The sequence below is a fragment of the Streptomyces sp. NPDC048182 genome, assembly GCF_043202555.1.
In the GTDB taxonomy this organism is placed as follows: Bacteria; Actinomycetota; Actinomycetes; order Streptomycetales; family Streptomycetaceae; genus Streptomyces.
The window spans coordinates 15,933-34,953 of record NZ_JBIDAQ010000015.1 but is presented as its reverse complement, the minus strand read 5'-3'; the positions used below and the strand labels follow the sequence as shown (position 1 = coordinate 34,953).

Sequence of the window (19,021 nt, the reverse complement as noted above, 5' to 3'; positions counted from 1 at the left end):
GCGTACTCCCGATTCGAAAACCCGTTCTAATGCTGTGCCGCCTCTTCCGATGCGGCGATGCATCCGATACGTTCGCGTATCCGATGAGCGGGGCGGAGGCGGTGGGATGGCGACGACGACGGGACGCGTGACCAAGCGCCGTGTCCGCACCCGCGCGGACCTCCTGGAGGCCGCTTTCGCCGTGTTCGCCGCCAAGGGCTTCGGGCGGGTCTCGATCGAGGAGGTCTGCCAGGCCGCCGGCTACACCCGGGGTGCCTTCTACTCCAACTTCGCCAGCCTGGACGAGCTGTTCTTCGCCCTCTACCGCGAGCGCGCCGACCTGATCGCCGGCCAGGTCTCCGGCGCCCTCGCCCTGGACGGCCCGGAGCTGGACCTGGCCGCCGCCGTGGACCGCGTCACCGAGGTGCTGCTCATGGACCGGGACTGGCTGCTGGTCAAGACGGACTTCCTGACCCACGCCGCCCGCCGCCCGGACGTCGCCCGCACCCTCCTGGCGCACCGGGCCCGGCTGCGCGAGGCCGTCGCCGAGCGGCTGGCCCGGGCCGGCCTCGGCGGCGTCGAGGACGCGGCGCACGCGGTGGTCGCCGCCTACGACGGCGTGACCGTCCAACTGCTCCTCGACCAGGACGCCGGCCGCGCCCGCGCCTGGCTGCGGCAGCTGCTCGGCGCGCTGCTGCCCGAAGCCGGCGCGGGCCGCGTGCCGGACGCACGAACCGAACGAGCCGAGTGAAGGGACCATCACCATGGACGCCGACGTCATCGTGGTCGGAGCGGGCCTGTCGGGCCTGGTCGCGGCGCACGAACTGACCAGCCGGGGCCGCCGGGTCGCCCTGGTCGACCAGGAGAACGCCGCCAACCTCGGCGGGCAGGCCTTCTGGTCCTTCGGCGGGCTGTTCCTGGTCGACTCCCCGGAGCAGCGGCGCCTCGGCGTCAAGGACTCCTTCGACCTGGCCTGGAACGACTGGCAGGGCAGCGCCGCCTTCGACCGCCTCGCCGACGAGGACTCCTGGGCGGTGCGCTGGGCCCGGGCGTACGTCGAGTTCGCGGCGGGGGAGAAGCGGTCCTGGCTGAACGGGCACGGCATCACCTTCGTGCCCACCGTCGGCTGGGCCGAGCGAGGCGACCTCCGGGCCGCGGGGCACGGCAACTCGGTGCCCCGCTTCCACGTCGCCTGGGGCACCGGCACCGGCGTGGTCGAGCCCTTCGTGCGCTACGCCCGCCAGGCGGCCCGCGACGGGCTGCTCACCTTCCACCACCGCCACCGCGTCGACCACCTGGTCGTCGAGGGCGGCACCGCCCGCGGCGTGCGCGGCACCCTCCTCGCGCCGGACTCCGCGCCCCGCGGCGTCCCCTCGAACCGCGAGGCGGTGGGCGAGTTCGAGCTGACCGCGCAGGCCGTGATCGTCACTTCCGGCGGCATCGGCGCCGACCACGACATCGTCCGCCGCCACTGGCCCGAGCGCTTGGGCACCCCGCCCGCCCACATGGTCACCGGCGTCCCCGCCTACGTCGACGGGCGGATGCTCGACATCGGCGCCGAGGCCGGGGCCCGGCTGGTCAACCGCGACCGGATGTGGCACTACACCGAGGGCGTGCGCAACTGGGACGCGATCTGGCCGGGCCACGGCATTCGCATCCTGCCCGGGCCCTCTTCCATGTGGTTCGACGCCCTCGGCCGCCGCCTGCCCGAGCCCTGCCTGCCCGGCTACGACACGCTCAGCACCCTGCGCCATCTGCGCACCGCGGAGGGTCTGGCGGAGCACGACCACTCCTGGTTCGTCCTCACCCGGAAGATCATCGAGAAGGAGTTCGCGCTCTCCGGCTCCGAGCAGAACCCGGACATCACCGCCAAGGACAAGGCCGGGGTGCTGCGCGAGCGGGTCCTCGGCAAGGGCGCCCCCGCCCCGGTGGACGCCTTCCTGCGCGAGGGCGCCGACTTCGTGACCGCCCCCGGTCTCGAAGCCCTGGTGGAGAAGATGAACGGCCTCACCGAGAAGCCGCTCCTGGACGCCGCCGCCCTGCGGCGCCAGATCGAGGCCCGTGACCTCCAGTTGGCCAACCCCTACGCCAAGGACGCCCAGGTCCAGGGCATCCGCAACGCCCGCCGCTATCTCGGCGACCGGCTCGGCCGGGTCGCCACGCCGCACCGGCTGCTCGACCCGGCGGCCGGCCCGCTGATCGGCGTCAAGCTGCACGTCCTGACCCGCAAGACGCTCGGCGGCATCCAGACCGACCTCGACTCCCGCGCCCTGGGCGCCGACGGCACGCCGGTGGAGGGCCTGTACGCGGCCGGCGAGGTGGCCGGCTTCGGCGGCGGGGGAGTGCACGGGTACAACGCCCTCGAGGGCACCTTCCTCGGCGGCTGCCTGTTCTCCGGCCGAGCGGCGGGGCGGGCGGCGGCCGCGCAGACCGGCTGACCGCTGCGGCCGGCCGCTCAGGCCCCGTCGAGCAGCCCGAGCAGCACGGCGGCGTGGCTGTGCGCCGGGTCCTTCGACACACCTCGGGGCCACAGCCGGTCCACCAGCACCCGCGCCCCGTCGTCCTCCCTTGGCGGGTCGTAGACGCGGCGCACGCGTACGCGCACGGCCGCTCCGTCCCGCCTCAGCCCGCGCCGCGCCGGGCGGCGGTCGTGCGGCGGCGCTTGAGCGCCCGACGCTCGTCCTCACTGGTCCCGCCCCAGACGCCGAGGGTCTGCCCGGACTCCATCGCCCACTCCAGGCAGGTCTCCTGGACCGGGCAGCCGCGGCAGACCGCCTTGGCCTGCTCGGTCTGCAACAGAGCGGGTCCGGTGGTGCCGATCGGGAAGAACAGGTCCGGGTCCTCCGTGCGGCACGCGGCGTGCTCACGCCAGTTGTCCATGCTGATGTCACCTGCGATCGAATCGGTCGCGCTTCAACACTGCGGTCACTGCTTCGGGTTGCACGGTGTCGTGTCACCGGCCTAGGGCGGGATCAAACCGGCGGACGGAGATTCGAGGGGTGCCCTGGCGCGATCCCTCCGTTTCCCCCGCACCTCATCCACCTCCTCCACGCCGTGCGCGCTACGGCCGCAACACCCCGCCCGCCGCCGTCACGACCGCCTCGGCGACCGCGGCCAGGGCCGGGGAGTCGAGCTTCCACTGCTGCCAGTAGAGCGGGACGTCCACCGGCCGGTCCGGGGCGAACAGGGTGAGGCGGCCCGTCTCCAGCAGCGGCGTCGCCTGCGGTGCGGGCACCATGCCCCAGCCCAGGCCGGCCGCGACGGCCGCCACGAACCCCTCCGAGGCCGGCACGTGGTGCCGGGTCGCGCTCGCGCCGCCCGCGCCGAGCCCGCGCACGAAGCCGTCCTGCAGATCGTCCCGCCGGTCGAAGACCACCACCGGCGCCGCCGGGAGCACCTCGGCGAGCGGGCCGGCCAGCCGCTCCGCCGCGAACCGCGGGGCGGCGCACGGCAGATACCGCATCCGGCCCAGCAGCCGCGCCGAGCAGCCCGGGACCGGTTCCGGCGAGGAGGTGACGGCCGCCATCACCGCGCCCTCCCGCAGCAGGGCCGCGGTGTGCGCCTCGTCCTCGCGGCGCAGCTCGAAGCAGAGCGACAACTCCTCGGGCACGAGGGAGAGCGCGGTCAGGAACCAGGTGGCCAGCGAGTCGGCGTTGACGGCGACGGACACCCGGGTCGGTTCGCCGGCGCCGGTCAGACCCAGGTCGGCGAAGGCGTCCCGCTCCAGGCGGGCGATCTGCCGGGCCAGCCGCACCAGCACCACCCCCGACTCCGTCGGCCGTACCGGCTTGGTGCGCAGCAGCAGCACCCGGCCGGTGCGCTGCTCCAGGGCCTTCACCCGCTGGCTGACCGCGGAGGGCGTCAGGTGCAGCAGGGCGGCGGCCGCCTCGAAGGTGCCCTCGTCCACCACCGCGAGGAGGGTGCGCACCTGGTCGAGGGGGAGGTCCGCGAGCGCCGTCGTGTTCACGAGCGCTAAGGATACGTAAGAATCCTTAGCTGTACGTCCAGTGATCGCCGCCGTAGCGTCGAGGCCATGACCAACGCCCTGTCCGCCGCGGCCGCCGGCTTCGGCACCGGCCTCTCGCTCATCGTCGCCATCGGCGCCCAGAACGCCTTCGTCCTGCGCCAGGGCGCCCGCCGCGACGCCGTCCTCGCGGTGGTCGGCATCTGCGCCCTGTCCGACGTCGTGCTCATCGCCGCGGGCGTCGCCGGGGTCGGGGCGGTGGTGGTGGCCTGGCCGGGCCTGGTGACCGCGGTCGGCTGGATCGGCGGCGCCTTCCTGCTCTGCTACGGCGCCCTCGCCGCCCGGCGGGCGCTGCGGCCGGCCGGGGGTGCGCTGCGGGCCGAGGGTGAGGCGGCCGGGTCGCGGCGCCGGGCGGTGCTCGCCTGCCTGGCGCTGACCTGGCTCAACCCGCACGTCTACCTCGACACCGTCTTCCTGCTCGGCTCCGTCGCCGCCGACCGGGGGCCGCTGCGCTGGACCTTCGGCCTCGGCGCGGCCTGCGCCAGCCTGTGCTGGTTCGCCGCGCTCGGGTTCGGCGCGCGCTTCCTCGGGCGCTTCCTGTCCCGGCCGGCCGCCTGGCGGATCCTGGACGGCCTGGTCGCCGCCACGATGATCGTGCTCGGTGTGACGCTGGTCGCCGGCGCGTGAGGTGGGCATGCCCGAGCTGCGATAGTGGGACGTCGCAGTCGAAAGATGTATCGAGCATGTAGGAAGCGCGTGGACACCAGCGAGACGAGCGAGAGCAGCGGCAAGGGACTCCGGGCCGAGGCCCCCGCCCCGGACGAGGGCCGGCGGCGCGGCTGGCGGCACTGGGGCATGGACACCCGCCCGCTGCGCATCCCCGCCTACCGCAGGCTGTGGTCCTCCACCGTCGTCACGGCCGTCGGCAGCCAGCTGACCGCGGTCGCCGTGCCCAAGCAGATCTACGACATCACCGGCTCCTCGGCCTGGGTCGGCGCCGCCAGCCTGGCCGGGCTGCTGCCGCTGATCGTCTTCGCGTTGTGGGGCGGTGCGGTCGCCGACGCGATGGACCGGCGCAAGCTGCTGCTGATCACCAACACCGGCATCGCGGTGACCTCGCTGCTGTTCTGGGCCCAGGCCGTGGCCGGCCTCGGCTCGGTGGCGGTGCTGATGGTGCTGCTCGCCCTCCAGCAGGCCTTCTGGGGCCTGAACGCGCCGGCCCGCAGCGCCTCCATCGCCCGTCTGGTGCCCGCCGAGCAGCTGCCCGCCGCCAACGCGCTGGGCTCGACCGTGATGCAGACCGGCCAGATCGTCGGGCCGCTCCTGGCCGGCGCGCTGATCCCGGTCATCGGCCTGGGTGAGCTGTACCTCATCGACGCGGTGGCCCTGTGCGTGACGGTCTGGGCGGTCTTCCGGCTGCCCGCGCTGCCGCCGACGGGGACGGCGGCCCGGCGGGCAGGGGTGCGCGAGGTGGTGGCCGGCTTCCGCTACATCGCCGCGCACAAGGTGCTGCTGCTGTCTTTCCTGGCCGACATCGTCGCCATGGTGTTCGGCATGCCCCGCGCCCTGTTCCCGCAGCTCGCCGCGGAGACGTACGCGCCGTGGGGCGAGGGGCTCGCGCTCGGGCTGCTGTTCGCGGCGATCCCCGTCGGCGCGGTGGCCGGCGGGCTGTTCTCCGGCACCTTCTCGCGGGCGCGGCGGCACGGCTGGATGGTGATCGGCGCGGTGGTGGTCTGGGGCGCGGCCGTGGCCGGCTTCGGGCTGAGCGGCAGCCTGTGGCTCGCGGTGGCGTTCCTGGCGGTGGCCGGTGTCGCCGACATGGTCTCCATGGTCTTCCGGGGCGCGATCCTGCTGTCGGCGGCGACCGACGAGATGCGCGGCCGGATGCAGGGCGTCTTCACCGTCGTCGTCGCCGGCGGCCCGCGGCTCGCCGACGTCCTGCACGGCACGGCGGGCTCGGCCTTCGGCGCGCGCGAGGCGGCGGCGGGCGGTGGCGCGCTGGTCGTCGTGGTGATGCTGGCCCTCGCGGCGGCGACGCCGGCGCTGCGCCGCTACCGCGTCTGAGCCGGGCGGCTACAGCGAACCGCCCCGGCCGTGCAGGGCGTAGTGCTCCATCAGGCGCCCGCGGGTGGTCTCCAGGCGGTGGGCCAGGATCTCGGCGACCGAGCGGACCAGCACGACGCCGAGCTGCGGGTCCTCCTCGCACAGGGCCAGCACCGAGGTCGCCTCGAACTCGTAGGCGCGCACCGGGCTGAAGGCCTCCGCGCCGAAGTCCCACTCGTAGGGCGGGAAGAGCCACGACCAGCCGAGCAGGTCGCCGGCGCCCAGGCTGGCGACGGTGACCCGCTGCACCGGGGTCACCTCCTGGGTCAGCGAGACCGCGCCGGAGCGGACCACCCAGAAGCGGTCGGCCCGGGCGCCCGCCGCGAAGATCCGCTCGTCCTCCGGGAAGGAGACCTCCCGGGCCAGCGCCGTCAGGCGGGCGCGCTGGGGCGGGGGGAGGGCGGTCAGCAGCTTGATCGCTTTGGTCATGGCGGGCTCCTCACCGCGGGGGACCGGACCCGGTGCTTTCCCTGGGGCGCGCACGCCCTACGCCCATTGGAGCCCCCCGCGGCCCGCGAGGCACCTCGGCGGGGCATGAAGCGGGGCGTGAAAGAGCCCTGGCTGGACGGGGGAAGCCAGCCAGGGCCGTAAGCGGTGGCGGACGGAGGAGCCGTATCGACCCCGTCGCCACGTTATGGATGAACGTTAAACCACGTCCGCCCGTTCCGTGAAACCACCGCCCGCCCACGTGATCCGTCTCACCCCTCGGAGTGCCGCCCCGGCGTGAGGATCTCGTCCAGCACCCGCAGCACCGCCTCGTAGGCCACCGTCCGCACGGAGGCGTCCCGGGAGGCGTCCGGGTCCGTCGCGCGCAGTTCCTCCGTCCGCGCCCGCCAGGTCCGCTCCTGCTCGGCCGCGCAGGAGCGGGCGCGGTGCATGCGGCGCAGCAGTTCGTCCGAGTCCACGACTTCGCTCATACGGTCCACATACCCCGCGCCGGGCGCCGGGATGGCCGTTGGGCCACACGAAGGGACGGCGGGCGGCACAGGTTTGCGGAATACCGGACAGGTCAGCCGAAAGTAAGCAGACCCGCGGCGGGCGTCCGGCGCGGGCCCGGCGGAGCCACTCCGTCCCACCGACCCAGGGAGCCGACGGATGTCGTACAGCCACCCGACCCCGACCGTCGCCGAGCGGCCGCGCAGGCCCCGCAGGCCCGCGGAGGCGCGCCGGGCCGTGGAACGCGCGGTCGGCGAGCACCGCGGGGCCGGCGGCGGCCCGCCGTGCGACCCCCTCGCCCTGTCGGACGCGGTGCTCGTCGCCTCCGAGCTGACCAGCAACGCCATCCTGCACGGCGGCGGCCTCACCGACTTCCGCGTCGACGTCGACGGCCCGGCCCTGCGCCTCTCCGTCAGCGACCGCAGCCGGGACCTCCCCGTCGCCCTGCCCTCGACCGACCCTCAGGGACGGCGCCGGGTGGGCGGCCGGGGCTGGCCCATCGTGTGCCGGCTGGCGCGCGACGTCCGCGTGGCCGATCTGCCCGCCGGAGGCAAGTGCATCACCGTGGTCGTTCCGCTGTTCTGAGTACTTTCGGGAAAGCGGAGTTTGACCCACCGGGTCGGGGGCAGTCGCATGGTCGTGCTTCGGACCGGAGGCGCAGCAGCGGGAGCGGCATGACCGCTTCGGTCTCCGGGTGGCGTCACCCGGAGGATGCCGCTCCCGCGGAATGTTCCCCTGAGACCACCGTTCAGGAGCGAATCCGCATGCTCACAGAAACACCCACCGCCCGTCCCGGTACCCCCCACGAGCCCACCGACGCCACCACCGCGTCCGCCCGCCGCCGCCATGACGACGCCCCGGACACCATGGCCCTCTTCGGCCGCCTGGCCGCCCTGGAGGACGGTCCCGAGCGCGACGCGCTCCGTGACGAACTGGTCGCCGCCTGGCTGCCGATGGCCCACCGCATCGCCGGCCGCTTCCGCGACCGCGGCGAGTCCATCGAGGACCTCCGCCAGGTCGCGGCGCTCGGCCTGGTCAAGGCCGTGGACCGCTTCGACCCCGAGCGCGGCGCCTTCGAGAGCTACGCCGTGCCCACCATCACCGGCGAGGTCAAGCGGCACTTCCGGGACCGGATGTGGGCCCTGCGGGTGCCCCGCCGCGTCCAGGAACTGCGCAACAAGGTGCGCGTCGCCCGGCGCGAGCTGACCCAGAGCCCGGGCAGCCCCGAGCCGACCGTGGCCGACCTCGCCGCCCACACCGGACTGACCGAGGACGAGGTCGGCGCCGGGATGGAGGCCCTGGAGAGCTTCAGCACGCTGTCCCTGGACGCCGAGCTGTCCGCCGGCGACGACGGGTACAGCCTGGCCGACACGCTCGGCGCGGCGGACGGCTCCTACGACGTGGTGATCGACCGGGAGTCCGCCAAGGAGGGCCTGCGCCGGCTGCCCGAGCGCGAGCGGGCCATCCTCTACATGCGCTTCTTCGAGGACATGACGCAGAGCCGGATAGCCGACCGTCTGGGCATCTCCCAGATGCACGTCTCCCGGCTGATCAGCCGCAGTTGCGCCCGGGTGCGCGACGAGGCGCTGGACCAGCGGGCGGGCCGCCGGGACACCGGCCGCGCCACCCAGGACTGACCCCGGCGTCCGGCGGCCCGGGGGAGGGCGCGCCGGCCGGGTTGACCACCGTGTTGCCACAGGGAGGACGAGAAAGATGCTGATGCCCAGTCCCGCCGTACTGCGCCGGCTCGTGGACGAGTACGAGGCCGCCGCGCTGACCGAGCCCGTCGACGCCGCGGGCCGGCCGAGCCCCCGCGTGCGGGACCTCGCGTACACGCTGTGCGTGTCGACCGGCACCCGCGACGTGGGTCGCGCCCTGGACGCCGCCCGCCGCTGGCTCGCCGCCGCCGCTCCGGTGACCGTGCCGGCGCCGGTGGGCGCGCCGGCCCCGGCGACCGCGGGCGCCATGGCCGTCGCGGACTGACCCGCACCGGCCGACGGGAACCGGTGGGTGACGCTGCCCGTGCACCGCGTGACGGTGCGCGGGCAGACGTCTGCCCGCGCACCGTCCGGGCCCGTACGCCCCCGTGCGCCTGGTGTGCGGCGCACCTGCGGGGGCATCCGCTGTCCGGGAAGGGGAGGTCCACGTGAACGCACGTGTCATGACACACACAAACCGCGGCCGGGTCAGGCAGGCGGCCAACGGGTCGGCCCGCGAGTGGGCGGCCCGGGCCGGACTCACCGCACGCGGCGTCATCTATCTGCTGGTCGGCGTCCTGGCCCTCCAGGTCGCCTTCGGCGACGGCGGCAAGCAGGCCGACCGGGGCGGCGCCCTGGCCGCGCTGGCCGACAAGCCGCTCGGCGCCGCCATGCTCTGGGCGCTCGGCCTCGGCCTCGTCGGCATGGCCCTGTGGCGCCTGTCCGAGGCCCTGTTCGGCGCGGTCGGCAAGGACGGCCACAAGGCCAAGAAGCGCCTGCCGGCCGCCGCCCGCTTCGTCTTCTACGCCTTCGTGGCGTACTCCGTGCTGTCCTTCGCGGCCGGTGACAAGGGCAGCGGCAGCGGCTCGAGCGACAAGCAGTCCCGGGACGTCAGCGCCCGGGTGATGGACGCACCGGCCGGCCAGTGGCTGGTGGGACTCGTGGGCGCGGGCATCGTCGTCGCCGGCGTCGTCATCGCCGTCCAGGCGATCCGCCGCAACTACCACAAGAAGCTCAAGCTCACCGAGCTGAGCCACCGGGCCAGGCAGCTGGTGGACGTCACCGGCGTCGGCGGGGGAACGGCCCGCGGGGCCGTGTTCGCCGCGGCCGGCGTCTTCGCCGTCAAGGCCGCGATCGAGTTCGACCCGAAGGAGGCCAAGGGGCTCGACGACACCCTGCGCTCCTTCGCCGGCACCCCCCTCGGGCCCTGGTTGCTCGTGGTCATCGCCGCAGGTCTGGCCCTGTTCGGGGTGTTCTCCTTCGCCCTCGCCCGCTGGCGGCGGGTCTGAGCCGCGCCACACGGGGAACACGGGGGCGCATGAACGAACACGAGATTCCTCCGCCGGACGGACGTCCCGTGGACGTCTACCTCGACCTGCTCCGTGTCCGCATGGAGAGCCACGACTACCAGCTGCTGCTCAGCGTGGTGGAACCGGTCCTCCAGGCCATCGACGAACAGCAGATGCCCACCATCGACTTCTCCCTGGACGGCGACAGCGCCGAGGCCCTGCCGCAAGAGATCCGCGACGAGGCCGCCCTGGTCATCGCCACCGCCGTCACCGGACGGCTCGACAACGAGGTGGTCGAGATCAGCACCGACGAGACGGGCCCCGTACGGGTCGTCACCGACGCCGTCACCGCCTCCGACCCCGACCGCCTCGGCGAGATCGCCGACTTCCTCAAGGAACGCCACCTCCAGAACGAGGAACTCCGCGGCATCGCCGAGGCCAGCGGCCTGCCCACCGACTTCTAGGCTCCGCTACGATCCCGGGGCCTCGACCGGCACGTCCAGCGGCCGGGCCAGGCCCGTCACCGCCTCGTCCAGTCGCTCCAGGTGCCGCAGCACCCGGTCGGTGATCCTGCCGTACCGCGGCACCCCGGCGGTGTCGTGGCCGAGCAGCGAGGCGATGCTCGGCCCCGTCTCCACCCGCGTCCCGGCGTGCTCGTCGGCGACGCGGGCGGAGATCGCCCCGATGTTGCGCACCGTGCGCCGCACCGCCCCGCGCAGCCGCGGGTCGGCCGCGATCGAGGGATGGGTGGGCAGCAGCTCGGCCGTCGCCGCCAGCGACCTGGCGTGGTACGCGCAGGTCTCCAGGAGCGCCACCACGTACCGCGCGCTGTCCCGCCGGGCCCGCAGCGGCGTGATCGGATGGGTGAGCGGCTGGGTGGCCGCCCGCAGATCGCCGAGCGCCTGGTCCAGATCGCGTGCCTTGTCCAGCAGATCCGCCGCGTACCCGCCGCTCAGCTGGTCCACCGCGCCCTCGGTGACGTCCGTCAACCGCTCCAGCACGGTCTCGAGGAGTTCGTTGGTCCGCCGGTCGGTGTGGATCGGCAGCACCAGCGCCGCGGCGATGATCCCGCAGGCCGCGCCGAGCGCCGTCTCCTCGATCCGTAGCACCAGGACGGCCAGGCTGTAGGTGTGCAGCAGGGTGTACAGCAGCCCGAGCATCGCCGTGACGAAGAAGGACATCAGCGTGTACGACAGCGGCGCCGAGTAGAACATCGCGAAGACGAGGAGCAGCACCAGGGCGAACGCCGTCCAGGTGTGGTTGCCGACCAGCCCGGCCAGCACGATGCCCGCCACCACGCCGAGCATCGTGCCGAGCAGCCGCCGGTAGCCCTTGACCAGGATCTCCCCGGTCGACGTGGTGTTGATGAAGACGATCCAGCAGGTGAGCACCGCCCAGTACCAGCGCTGCGAGGACAGCAGCTCCCCGCCGACGATGGCCAGCGAGGACCCGACGGCCACCTGCACGGCCGCCCGCGTGGTCGGCCGGCGCAGCCCGGTCTGCTCCTCCTCCTCGGCGCCCGGCTCGGCGGCCTCCGCCTCGATCGCCGCGTCCTCGGCGTCCAGTTCCTCGCGGGAGCGGGCCGTCGCCGGGGTGTCGTCCGACTCGTCCTGCGGCCCGTCGAGCGCGGTGCGCAGGCCCATCACCGCCCGCGCGGTCTCGCCCACGCCGCGGAAGGCGTCCTGGACGGCCGGCGGGGCCTCGGGCAGGTTCTCCTCGTCCCGGTAGCCGAGCAGCCGGTTGCGCAGCTGGGACAGCGCCGTGCCCCTGGCCTCCGCGGGCGGCCTCATCACCAGGGCGCGCAGCGCGACGAGGTCGCGGCGCAGCAGCGCCCCCGCCTCGCCGGAGCCGGACGGGCGGCGCACGGCGGGCACGGGGGCGCCCGGCAGGTGCAGGGTCAGGGTGTCGGCACGCTCGGCGCTCCGTGCCGTCAGCAGCAGCAGACCGAGCCGCTCCGCGGCGATCTCCGCGTCCGCCACCCGGCGCTGCACCAGCCGTGCCGTCGCCGGGTCGGGCGTGCCCTCGTCGAGCCGGGACTGGATCATCAGCGCCGTCTCGTGCAGCCGCGCCGTGCCGTCCCTGAGGTGGGCCAGCGCCCGGCCGACCTCGTCGGGGCCCGCGTCGAGCAGCTCGATCTGCGCCGAGACCAGTTGCCCGAGCCGGGCCCGGAAGGCTTGGCGCAGCCGTTGCAGCACGCCGGCCGGCGTGGCCGGCACCACCGCGAAGCGGACCACCGCGCTGCACGCGAACGCCACCGCGACGGCCTCCCACAGCGCCGGCAGCGCGGACACCTTGACGCCCACGAACAGGGAGATGAAGTAGACCTGGAAGCCGATCAGGCCCAGTGCCGTGCCCCGGTCGCCGAACCGGCGGCCGTAGACGGCGCAGAAGATCAGCACCACGAAGAAGGCGTCGCCGACGACCACCCGCGAGTTCAGCAGCGCGCTCAGCGACACCGACGCCAGCGCCACCGGCAGGCCCAGGGCCAGGGTGACGGCCTGCCGGCCGGGCTGCTTCTCGCGGATGGCGAAGGTGGCGACCATCGCCGCCATCGCGCCGGCCACCAGATGGGTGACGTCGGCCCCGACCGCCAGGGCGAGCACCGCGAGGGCCAGCGCGATGGCGCCGACCGTCCGCAGCCCCGCCGTCAGCCGCAGCAGACCGGGATCGGACGCGGCGACCCGATCCCGCAGCCGTGTCCGCACCGAGCGCCCCACTGCCCTCACGCCGCCGTACACCCTCCCGCTCCGGGTCCGCACCGAGATCCACTTCTCAGCCTGCCACGTCCCGGCCGGACCGGATGCGCCGGGGGGAGCCTAGGACCTGCCCGCTCCCTCGACCTGCTTGCGCACCTGCTCCGGGTCCAGGTAGGCGTCGGTGTACTCGAAGTCCTTCAGTTTGGCGGGCTTGCGGGCCTGGAAGCCGGTGCGCACGAAATCGTCGCCGGCCACCGCGTTGAGCACCCAGTTCGTCGCCACCCGGGCCTTCGCCACGCCGGTGCGCAGCGCCGACCAGTGGTAGCCGCGGGCCACCGCCTGGGCAGGCACCCCGCGCAGCTCGATGCCGAGCGGCTTGGAGACCGCGTCCTTGCCGCCGAGGTCGACGACCAGACCGAGGTCCTTGTGCTCGTACGGCCGCATCGGCTGGTTGCGCAGCGCCGCGATGACGTTCTCCGCGACGTGCCGGCCCTGGCGCATCGCGTGCTGCGCGGTGGGCGGGCAGACCGCGCCCTCCGTGCCCTTGGCCAGGTCCGGGACGGCTGCGGAGTCGCCGAGGGCGAACACGCCGTCGTTGTCCGGCAGGCACATGTCGGCGGTCACCGCGAGGCGGCCCTTGACCGTCTCCGCGCCGAGCGTCGCGATCAGCGGGCTCGCCACCACCCCGGCGGTCCAGATCAGGGTGCGGGTCGGCACCACCCGGCCGTCGGTGAAGGTGACCTCCTCCGGTCCTGCCTTGCCGATGGAGACGCCGAGCGAGACCTCGATGCCCCGCCGGGACAGCACCTCCTGCGCGCTGCGCCCCAGCTTCTCGCCCAGCTCGGGCATCAGCTTCGGCGCGATGTCGATCAGGTGCCACTTGATCAGCCCCGGGTCCAGGCGCGGGTAGCGCCGCACCGCGGCGTGCGTGAGCCGCTGCAGGCAGGCCGCGGTCTCGGTGCCGGCGTACCCGCCGCCCACCACCACGAACTGCAGCCGCGACTCCCGCTCCGCCGGGTCCTGGCTGGCGTCGGCGAGGTCGAGCTGGGAGATCACGTGGTCGCGGACGTACGCGGCCTCCGCGAGCGTCTTCATGCCGAACGCGTGCTCGGTCAGGCCCGGGATGTCGAAGGTCCGGGTGATGGAGCCGGGCGCCAGCACGATGTAGTCGTAGGGCTCGTTGACGATCTCGTCGGTGATGGTGCGGACGACGCAGACCTTGGCCTTCAGATCCACACCGATGGCACCGCCCGGGATGATCCGGGTGCGGTACTTGCTGCTGCGCCGCAGGGAGAGGGCGATCGACTGGGGCGTCAGCACGCCGGAGGCGACCTGGGGCAGCAGCGGCAGGTAGAGCTGGTAGGAGAACGGCGTCACCAGGGTGACGTCCGCCTCGTGGGGGCCGAGCTTGCGCTCGAGCCGGCGGACGCACTCCACGCCGGCGAAGCCTGCGCCGACCACCAGGATCCTGGGTCGTGTCACGGTGTTCATCCCTTTCTGCGGCTGATCTGTCCGCGGCGGGAGGCGGTCTGCCGCGAACGCCCTTCACCTGCCCCTGGATCGCCGCTTCGCACCTCACCCATCCCACAGCGTGGACGCCCGCCCGGCCAGCCGGACGCGGCAGCCGGGCGACACGCCGCCGCGGGAGTCCGTCAGACCCGTCGGTGGCAGAGCAGCAGGCAGACGTCGTCGTCGCGTTCGGAGTCGCTCAGCAGGGGCCGCAGAATGCCGTCCGCCGAGCCGTCCAGGTCGGAGGCGAGCGCGTCCGGGTCGAACGTGCCCAGCGCCGCCGCCAGCCGCTCGATGCCCGGGTCGATGCCCAGCGCGCGCCGCTCCACCAGGCCGTCGGTGTACAGCGCCAGCGTCGAGCCGGGCGCCATCTCCACCGTGTGGTCGGCGATCTCCTGGACCAGCGGGATGCCCAGCATCGCCCCCGGCTTGTCGTCCAGGGTCCGCACCCGACCGTCCGCCATGCGCAGCACCGGCGGCGGATGGCCGGCCGCGGCCCAGGTCATGGCCGACTCGTCCGGGTGGAACCGGGCGATCACGGCGGTGGCGAACAGGTCGGGCTGCAGGTCGTGCAGGAAGGTGTGCAGCCGGGTAAGCAGCCGTCCCGGGCTGCCGCCGTCGACCGCGTACGCCCGCAGCGCCGTGCGCAGCTGGCTCATCATCACCGCCGCGCGCAGCCCGTGCCCGGTCACGTCGCCGACCACGGCGATCACCGCGCCGTCGGGCTGGCGGAACGCGTCGTACCAGTCGCCGCCGATGTTCAGCCCGTGGGTGGCCGGCAGATAGCGGGCGGCCAGGTCGAGGCCCGGCGTGGCGGGCAGCTCGGTGAGCAGGGCGCGCTGGAGCGTCTCGGCGATGTCCCGGTTGTGCTCGTAGCGCCGGGCGTGGTCGATGGCGATGCTGGCCCGCCGGGTCAGCTCGATCAGCATCACCGCGTCGTCCGGGTCCCAACGCTCGCCGGGCGGGCAGAGCGTGAGCACGCCGAGCGGCGAATGCCGGGTGGGCAGCGGGACGCACAGTACCGGCCGGTCGGGGTGCAGCGCCGAGGGCGGCTGGTCGTCCACGCCGGGCAGCCCGCCCGGGTGCGCGGCGGCGTACTGCGGTCGGCCGGTGCGGGCGGCGACCACGGCGGCGTGCGGGTGGGCGGGTTCGCGGCCGGCGTCGGTGTCCTGGTCGAACAGCCAGACGTCCAGCTCGGCGGCGTACTTGGGCACCAGCAGGTCGGGCAGGCGGCGCACGATCTCGTGGTGGTCGAGGGAGGCCGTCAGGACGGCGCTCGCGTCGGCCAGGAAGGTCAGCCGCCGGCGGGCGCTCTCCGCCTCGGTGCGCGCCTCGCGCTCCGCGGCGAACGCCTCGCGCTGGGCCCGGTCGGCGGCGTCCAGCTCGGCGTGCAGGGCCACCACGCCCTGGTTGGTCTGCTGCAGCTCCTCGCGGTGGAAGGCGACCAGGTCCTCCTGCTCGGCCAGCCGGTCGAGGACCAGCGCGGTGTCCTCGTCGGCGCCCAGCAGCGCCTCGGCGAGCGACGCCGGATCGGCCGCGCCCGCCTGGCTGGCCGGCGGCGGCACCGTCTCGGAGGAGCGCACGGTCAGCTGCCACGGCGGCTCCCCGCCCGCGTCCGCGTCGTGCTCGGGCGCGAGGACGGCGCGCAGCCGCCCCTTGCCGGTGTCCGGCGCCGTGTCCGTCTCCAGGGTGAGCCGCCAGACGCCGCCCTTGGTCAGGCACTGCCGCAGTTGCGTGCCGAGCGAGACGGCGAGCCGGGTGCGCTCCAGGGACGGCACGCCGTGGGCGGCGGCCAGGCGGGCGGTCGCGATGCGGGCCAGCGCCGCGTCGGTGACGTCCGAGATCTGCCAGGTACGGGTCATGGGCGGTCCGGGGGGATCGAGGCAAGGACGGCCACGGCGGTGTCGTCCCGCACCGGGCGGGCGGAACTGCTGGCGTCGCGCAGGGTCACGGCGGCCGTCACGGCCGGGTCGGGCGAGGTGCGGCAGGTGTCGGGGGCGGGGGACCAGCGGCTCGGCAGCCCGTCGCTGTGCAGCACGAGCACCCGGTCGTCCGCCCAGGCCGCCTCGTCCTCGCGCAGGGTGGCGGGGCGGTGCACGCCCACGATGCCGGGGCGCGAGACGAGGTGCCGCCAGGAGCCGCCCTCGTAGACCCGGGCGCCGATGTTGCCGACGCCGGCGAAGCGCAGCACCCCGGCCCGGGTGTCGACCTGGGCGACCGCCACGGCCGCGCCGCGGGTACCGGCCAGGGCGGTGCCGAGCGCGCCGAGGACCGCCGTCGGGCGCAGGTGGGCGGCGGTGCGCAGGGCTTCCACGGCGGCGGTGGAGGCCCGGGCCGCCTCCGGGCCGTGCCCGAGGCCGTCGGCGAGCATCAGCGTCACCAGGTCGCCGACGCGGACCCAGCCCCAGGCGTCGCCGGAGTACTCCGCGCCGCCGAGCGGCAGGTTCACGCCGCCGGCCCGCACCCGCGCCGCCGGGTCGGGAGCCGCGGCGGGGAAGCCCCCGACCGGGGGGAGGCCCTCGGCGGTGGGGGAGTCCCCCGCGGTGGGGGAGTCCCCGGCGGCCACCCGGGCGACCACGACGGTGCCCCGCCCTGGCGCGCTGTGCAGGTCGAAGTCGTCGGCGAGGCGCGCGCAGGTGCCGAGCCCCGCGCCGAGCGAGCCGGTGGTGGTGAACCCGTCGCCGAGGGCCGCGGCCACGTCCGCGATGCCCGGGCCGTGGTCGACGGTGACGATCTGCACCATCCGGTCCGTCTCCCGGCCGGCCGCGAGCACCGGCGGCGCCACCACGTCGATCAGGAGCCGGCCGCCGCCGGCGTGCTTCAGCAGGTTGGTGGCCAGCTCGGTGGCGACCAGCGCCGCCGTGGCCGTGCGCTGCTCGTCCAGACCGGCCCGGCTCGCCGCGTGCTCGGTCGCCACCCGGGCGTCCCGCACCCGGGTGGTGTCGCGCACCGGCACGTCCCACACGCGCGGCATCAGCTCTCCCCGCGGGGCCGCGGGGTGCGCCCCACCCAGGAGGCCACCCGCACCGTGGTGCCGGCCCCCGGGCCGCTCTCGATGGCGAAGTCGTGCACCAGGCGGCGGGCACCGCCCAGGCCCATGCCGAGCCCCTGCCCCGAGGTGAAGCCGTCGCTGAGCGCCTGCTCCACGTCCGCGATGCCCGGGCCCTCGTCGCGGAAGGTGAGACGCAGCCCCGGCGCGGTGCCGTCGGCGAGCCGCTCGGTCTCCATCGTCCCGCCACCGCCGTAGATCAGGGTGTTGCGGGCCAGTTCGCTGGCGGCCGTGACCAGCTTGGTCTGGTCCACCAGGCCGAAGCCCAGCTCGGCCGCGGCCTGGCGCACGTGCTGGCGCACCCACACCAGATCCAGGTCGGAGCGGATCGGCAGGCGGGCACGGGCGCCCGCGGCGGTGCGCATCACGCGCTCCCCGGACGTGGGCCGCCCGGGCCGCCGACGACCGGGGCCCGCCCGGTGAGCAGCTCCATGGCCCGCTCGGTGCTGAGCGCGGTGTGCAGCCCCGGCAGCGTCAGCCCCAGTTCGACCAGGGTGATGGCGACCGCCGGGCGCATGCCGACCACGACGGTCCGGGCGGCGAGCAGCGCGGCCTGCCCGGCGATCTCGGCCAGCACCCGGCCGAGGAAGGAGTCGACGATCTCCACACCGGAGATGTCGATGACCACGCCGGCCGCCCCGCTGCGGGCGACGGAGGCGGCGACGTCCTGCTGGAGCTGGTGCGCGGTGCCGTCGTGCAGTTCGCCCGGAAGCGTGACGAGGAGAACCTCCCCGAGCCGCAGCACGGGCACATGCCCCTGCCCGGGACCCGCCAGGGGCCCCGGTGACGCCTGGCTCACCGCGCGACCGCGCCCTTCACCGCGGGGGCGGCGGCCGGGCCGGCGGCGACGATGCCCACGCCCAGTCGCTCCAGGACGTACTCCAGCGCGTCGGCCAGGCTCGCCCGGGTGGCCACGGTGCCCAGGTCCAGGCCGAGCTGGACCATCGTCTGCGCGATCGCCGGCCGGATGCCGGAGACGATGCACTCCGCGCCCATCAGCCGGGCCGCGGCGACCGTCTTCATCAGGTGCTGGGCCACCAGCGAGTCCACCGTCGGGACGCCGGTGATGTCCAGGATCGCGAACCGCGCCTGCTGGTCGACGATCGCCTCCAGCAGCGTCTCCATCACCACCTGGCTGCGGGCGCTGTCCAGGGTGCCGATCAGCGGCACCGCCACGATCCCCTGCCAGAGCCTGATCACGGGCGTGGCGGTCTCCAGCAGCTGCAGCCGCTGCCGGTCGATGACCTCCTGGCCCTCGCTCAGCGCGGTCTCGGTCACGACCACCCGCAGGGTGCCCATCAGCACGCCCAGGGTGCCGGCCCTGGCCAGGGTGTCGTCGGCCGGCGCGCCCGCGAGGTCGGCCAGCAGCAGCGTCTCCACCGGCGCCTGGAGCGCCGCCAGCTCGCCCGAGACCCGAGCGGTGCTCAGGCCGGTCCTGGCGCGGGCCGCGGCCATCCGGGCCAGCTGCTCGCGCACCGCCGTGAACCCCTCGGCGTCCGGGTCCTCGACCCGCGCCGAGTCCGCGACCAGCGCCAGCGCGTCCACCACGGCCCGGCCCGCCTCGACCGCCTCGTCCCGCGAGACGGTGAACACGGTGCGGAACAGCGGCTCGTCCGCCCACCGCTGGGCGATCTGCTCCCGGCGGCGCCGCAGGAAGTCCCCGACGTCCCGCGCCGGCGATCCCGCTGTCCCCTCCGACAGTTCCGGCACCTGCTCCACTCCTCATCCGCGTCGCGCCGCTTCGAACCCAGGAGGCAGCGAGACGGCGTTGTGTCTCTGCCGGGCGACAACTGTAATCA

Annotated in this window: 20 protein-coding genes and 1 pseudogene; 9 read left to right on the top strand and 12 right to left on the bottom strand. The window is 74.8% G+C overall.

What is annotated here, in order from left to right; genetic code table 11:
- Positions 1-106 precede the first annotated feature (106 nt).
- On the top strand, positions 107-730 hold the full coding sequence (locus tag ACGFZL_RS25770) for a TetR/AcrR family transcriptional regulator (RefSeq protein ID WP_393695132.1): 624 nt from the start codon (positions 107-109) through the stop codon (positions 728-730).
- 13 nt (positions 731-743) lie between these two features.
- Complete coding sequence (locus ACGFZL_RS25765) at positions 744-2,417, top strand: FAD-binding dehydrogenase (protein ID WP_393695130.1); 1,674 nt, start codon at positions 744-746, stop codon at positions 2,415-2,417.
- A gap of 62 nt (positions 2,418-2,479) precedes the next feature.
- Here ACGFZL_RS25765 and ACGFZL_RS25760 read toward each other — a convergent pair.
- From ACGFZL_RS25760 to ACGFZL_RS25750, 3 genes and pseudogenes are all read right to left on the bottom strand, one after another.
- Positions 2,480-2,584: pseudogene (locus tag ACGFZL_RS25760) on the bottom strand (DUF488 family protein); the annotation flags it as partial.
- A gap of 17 nt (positions 2,585-2,601) precedes the next feature.
- The gene (locus tag ACGFZL_RS25755; protein WP_355175651.1) at positions 2,602-2,859 is read right to left on the bottom strand and encodes a WhiB family transcriptional regulator; all 258 of its coding nucleotides are present in this window, start codon (positions 2,857-2,859) and stop codon (positions 2,602-2,604) included.
- Between the two features lie 181 nt (positions 2,860-3,040).
- The gene (locus ACGFZL_RS25750; RefSeq protein ID WP_393695127.1) at positions 3,041-3,946 is read right to left on the bottom strand and encodes a LysR family transcriptional regulator ArgP; all 906 of its coding nucleotides are present in this window, start codon (positions 3,944-3,946) and stop codon (positions 3,041-3,043) included.
- 66 nt (positions 3,947-4,012) lie between these two features.
- Between ACGFZL_RS25750 and ACGFZL_RS25745 the strand changes: the two genes are divergently transcribed.
- The gene (locus ACGFZL_RS25745) at positions 4,013-4,630 is read left to right on the top strand and encodes a LysE/ArgO family amino acid transporter (protein ID WP_393695125.1); all 618 of its coding nucleotides are present in this window, start codon (positions 4,013-4,015) and stop codon (positions 4,628-4,630) included.
- A 69-nt stretch (positions 4,631-4,699) separates the two neighbouring features.
- Positions 4,700-6,007 (top strand): MFS transporter, encoded by a 1,308-nt coding sequence (locus ACGFZL_RS25740; protein ID WP_355175648.1) that lies wholly within the window; start codon positions 4,700-4,702, stop codon positions 6,005-6,007.
- 9 nt (positions 6,008-6,016) lie between these two features.
- Here the strand turns inward: ACGFZL_RS25740 and ACGFZL_RS25735 are convergent, their stop codons facing one another.
- Positions 6,017-6,475, bottom strand: coding sequence for a cyclic nucleotide-binding domain-containing protein (locus ACGFZL_RS25735; RefSeq protein ID WP_393695123.1), 459 nt, complete (start codon positions 6,473-6,475; stop codon positions 6,017-6,019).
- A 269-nt stretch (positions 6,476-6,744) separates the two neighbouring features.
- On the bottom strand, positions 6,745-6,963 hold the full coding sequence (locus ACGFZL_RS25730) for a hypothetical protein (RefSeq protein ID WP_393695121.1): 219 nt from the start codon (positions 6,961-6,963) through the stop codon (positions 6,745-6,747).
- 178 nt (positions 6,964-7,141) lie between these two features.
- Between ACGFZL_RS25730 and ACGFZL_RS25725 the strand changes: the two genes are divergently transcribed.
- From ACGFZL_RS25725 to ACGFZL_RS25705, 5 genes are all read left to right on the top strand, one after another.
- Entirely contained in the window at positions 7,142-7,567 is a 426-nt protein-coding gene (locus ACGFZL_RS25725) for an ATP-binding protein (RefSeq protein WP_355175645.1), read from the top strand.
- A 179-nt stretch (positions 7,568-7,746) separates the two neighbouring features.
- Complete coding sequence (locus ACGFZL_RS25720; RefSeq protein ID WP_355175644.1) at positions 7,747-8,619, top strand: SigB/SigF/SigG family RNA polymerase sigma factor; 873 nt, start codon at positions 7,747-7,749, stop codon at positions 8,617-8,619.
- A 76-nt stretch (positions 8,620-8,695) separates the two neighbouring features.
- Positions 8,696-8,965 carry a DUF5133 domain-containing protein gene (locus ACGFZL_RS25715; protein WP_355175643.1) on the top strand — a complete coding sequence of 90 codons (270 nt, stop codon included), beginning with the start codon at positions 8,696-8,698 and terminating at the stop codon, positions 8,963-8,965.
- Positions 8,966-9,143: 178 nt separating this feature from the next.
- Positions 9,144-9,968: a DUF1206 domain-containing protein gene (locus ACGFZL_RS25710; RefSeq protein WP_393695118.1), complete on the top strand. Its 825-nt coding sequence runs from the start codon at positions 9,144-9,146 to the stop codon at positions 9,966-9,968.
- A gap of 29 nt (positions 9,969-9,997) precedes the next feature.
- Positions 9,998-10,432, top strand: coding sequence for a hypothetical protein (locus ACGFZL_RS25705; protein WP_355175641.1), 435 nt, complete (start codon positions 9,998-10,000; stop codon positions 10,430-10,432).
- 6 nt (positions 10,433-10,438) lie between these two features.
- Here the strand turns inward: ACGFZL_RS25705 and ACGFZL_RS25700 are convergent, their stop codons facing one another.
- The 7 genes from ACGFZL_RS25700 to ACGFZL_RS25670 all read right to left on the bottom strand — a co-directional run bounded on the left by ACGFZL_RS25700 (position 10,439) and on the right by ACGFZL_RS25670 (position 18,932).
- The gene (locus ACGFZL_RS25700; RefSeq protein WP_393695115.1) at positions 10,439-12,694 is read right to left on the bottom strand and encodes an FUSC family protein; all 2,256 of its coding nucleotides are present in this window, start codon (positions 12,692-12,694) and stop codon (positions 10,439-10,441) included.
- Positions 12,695-12,784: 90 nt separating this feature from the next.
- On the bottom strand, positions 12,785-14,155 hold the full coding sequence (locus ACGFZL_RS25695) for an NAD(P)/FAD-dependent oxidoreductase (RefSeq protein WP_393695113.1): 1,371 nt from the start codon (positions 14,153-14,155) through the stop codon (positions 12,785-12,787).
- A gap of 161 nt (positions 14,156-14,316) precedes the next feature.
- A complete protein-coding gene (locus tag ACGFZL_RS25690; RefSeq protein WP_393695111.1) occupies positions 14,317-16,035 on the bottom strand; it encodes a PP2C family protein-serine/threonine phosphatase in 1,719 nt (572 codons plus the stop codon).
- Positions 16,032-17,147 carry a SpoIIE family protein phosphatase gene (locus tag ACGFZL_RS25685; protein WP_393695109.1) on the bottom strand — a complete coding sequence of 372 codons (1,116 nt, stop codon included), beginning with the start codon at positions 17,145-17,147 and terminating at the stop codon, positions 16,032-16,034. The genes ACGFZL_RS25690 and ACGFZL_RS25685 overlap by 4 nt, the downstream gene beginning before the upstream one ends.
- The gene (locus ACGFZL_RS25680; protein WP_393695107.1) at positions 17,147-17,587 is read right to left on the bottom strand and encodes an anti-sigma regulatory factor; all 441 of its coding nucleotides are present in this window, start codon (positions 17,585-17,587) and stop codon (positions 17,147-17,149) included. Before ACGFZL_RS25680 ends, ACGFZL_RS25685 begins: the two co-directional genes overlap by 1 nt.
- A complete protein-coding gene (locus ACGFZL_RS25675; protein WP_393695105.1) occupies positions 17,587-18,021 on the bottom strand; it encodes an STAS domain-containing protein in 435 nt (144 codons plus the stop codon). The genes ACGFZL_RS25680 and ACGFZL_RS25675 overlap by 1 nt, the downstream gene beginning before the upstream one ends.
- The gene (locus ACGFZL_RS25670; RefSeq protein WP_393695103.1) at positions 18,018-18,932 is read right to left on the bottom strand and encodes an STAS domain-containing protein; all 915 of its coding nucleotides are present in this window, start codon (positions 18,930-18,932) and stop codon (positions 18,018-18,020) included. The genes ACGFZL_RS25675 and ACGFZL_RS25670 overlap by 4 nt, the downstream gene beginning before the upstream one ends.
- Between the last annotated feature and the right edge of the window lie 89 nt (positions 18,933-19,021).

Excerpts from the sequence above, each read along its gene's own strand:
- ACGFZL_RS25725 (WP_355175645.1), top strand. The coding sequence starts at position 7,142 with ATGTCGTACAGCCACCCGACCCCGACCGTCGCCGAGCGGCCGCGCAGG.
- ACGFZL_RS25695 (WP_393695113.1), bottom strand. The coding sequence starts at position 14,155 with ATGAACACCGTGACACGACCCAGGATCCTGGTGGTCGGCGCAGGCTTC.
- ACGFZL_RS25720 (WP_355175644.1), top strand. The coding sequence starts at position 7,747 with ATGCTCACAGAAACACCCACCGCCCGTCCCGGTACCCCCCACGAGCCC.
- ACGFZL_RS25770 (WP_393695132.1), top strand. The coding sequence starts at position 107 with ATGGCGACGACGACGGGACGCGTGACCAAGCGCCGTGTCCGCACCCGC.
- ACGFZL_RS25685 (WP_393695109.1), bottom strand. The coding sequence starts at position 17,147 with ATGCCGCGCGTGTGGGACGTGCCGGTGCGCGACACCACCCGGGTGCGG.
- ACGFZL_RS25705 (WP_355175641.1), top strand. The coding sequence starts at position 9,998 with ATGAACGAACACGAGATTCCTCCGCCGGACGGACGTCCCGTGGACGTC.
- ACGFZL_RS25710 (WP_393695118.1), top strand. The coding sequence starts at position 9,144 with ATGACACACACAAACCGCGGCCGGGTCAGGCAGGCGGCCAACGGGTCG.
- ACGFZL_RS25765 (WP_393695130.1), top strand. The coding sequence starts at position 744 with ATGGACGCCGACGTCATCGTGGTCGGAGCGGGCCTGTCGGGCCTGGTC.
- ACGFZL_RS25730 (WP_393695121.1), bottom strand. The coding sequence starts at position 6,963 with ATGAGCGAAGTCGTGGACTCGGACGAACTGCTGCGCCGCATGCACCGC.
- ACGFZL_RS25755 (WP_355175651.1), bottom strand. The coding sequence starts at position 2,859 with ATGGACAACTGGCGTGAGCACGCCGCGTGCCGCACGGAGGACCCGGAC.
- ACGFZL_RS25735 (WP_393695123.1), bottom strand. The coding sequence starts at position 6,475 with ATGACCAAAGCGATCAAGCTGCTGACCGCCCTCCCCCCGCCCCAGCGC.
- ACGFZL_RS25690 (WP_393695111.1), bottom strand. The coding sequence starts at position 16,035 with ATGACCCGTACCTGGCAGATCTCGGACGTCACCGACGCGGCGCTGGCC.
- ACGFZL_RS25745 (WP_393695125.1), top strand. The coding sequence starts at position 4,013 with ATGACCAACGCCCTGTCCGCCGCGGCCGCCGGCTTCGGCACCGGCCTC.
- ACGFZL_RS25680 (WP_393695107.1), bottom strand. The coding sequence starts at position 17,587 with ATGCGCACCGCCGCGGGCGCCCGTGCCCGCCTGCCGATCCGCTCCGAC.
- ACGFZL_RS25715 (WP_355175643.1), top strand. The coding sequence starts at position 8,696 with ATGCTGATGCCCAGTCCCGCCGTACTGCGCCGGCTCGTGGACGAGTAC.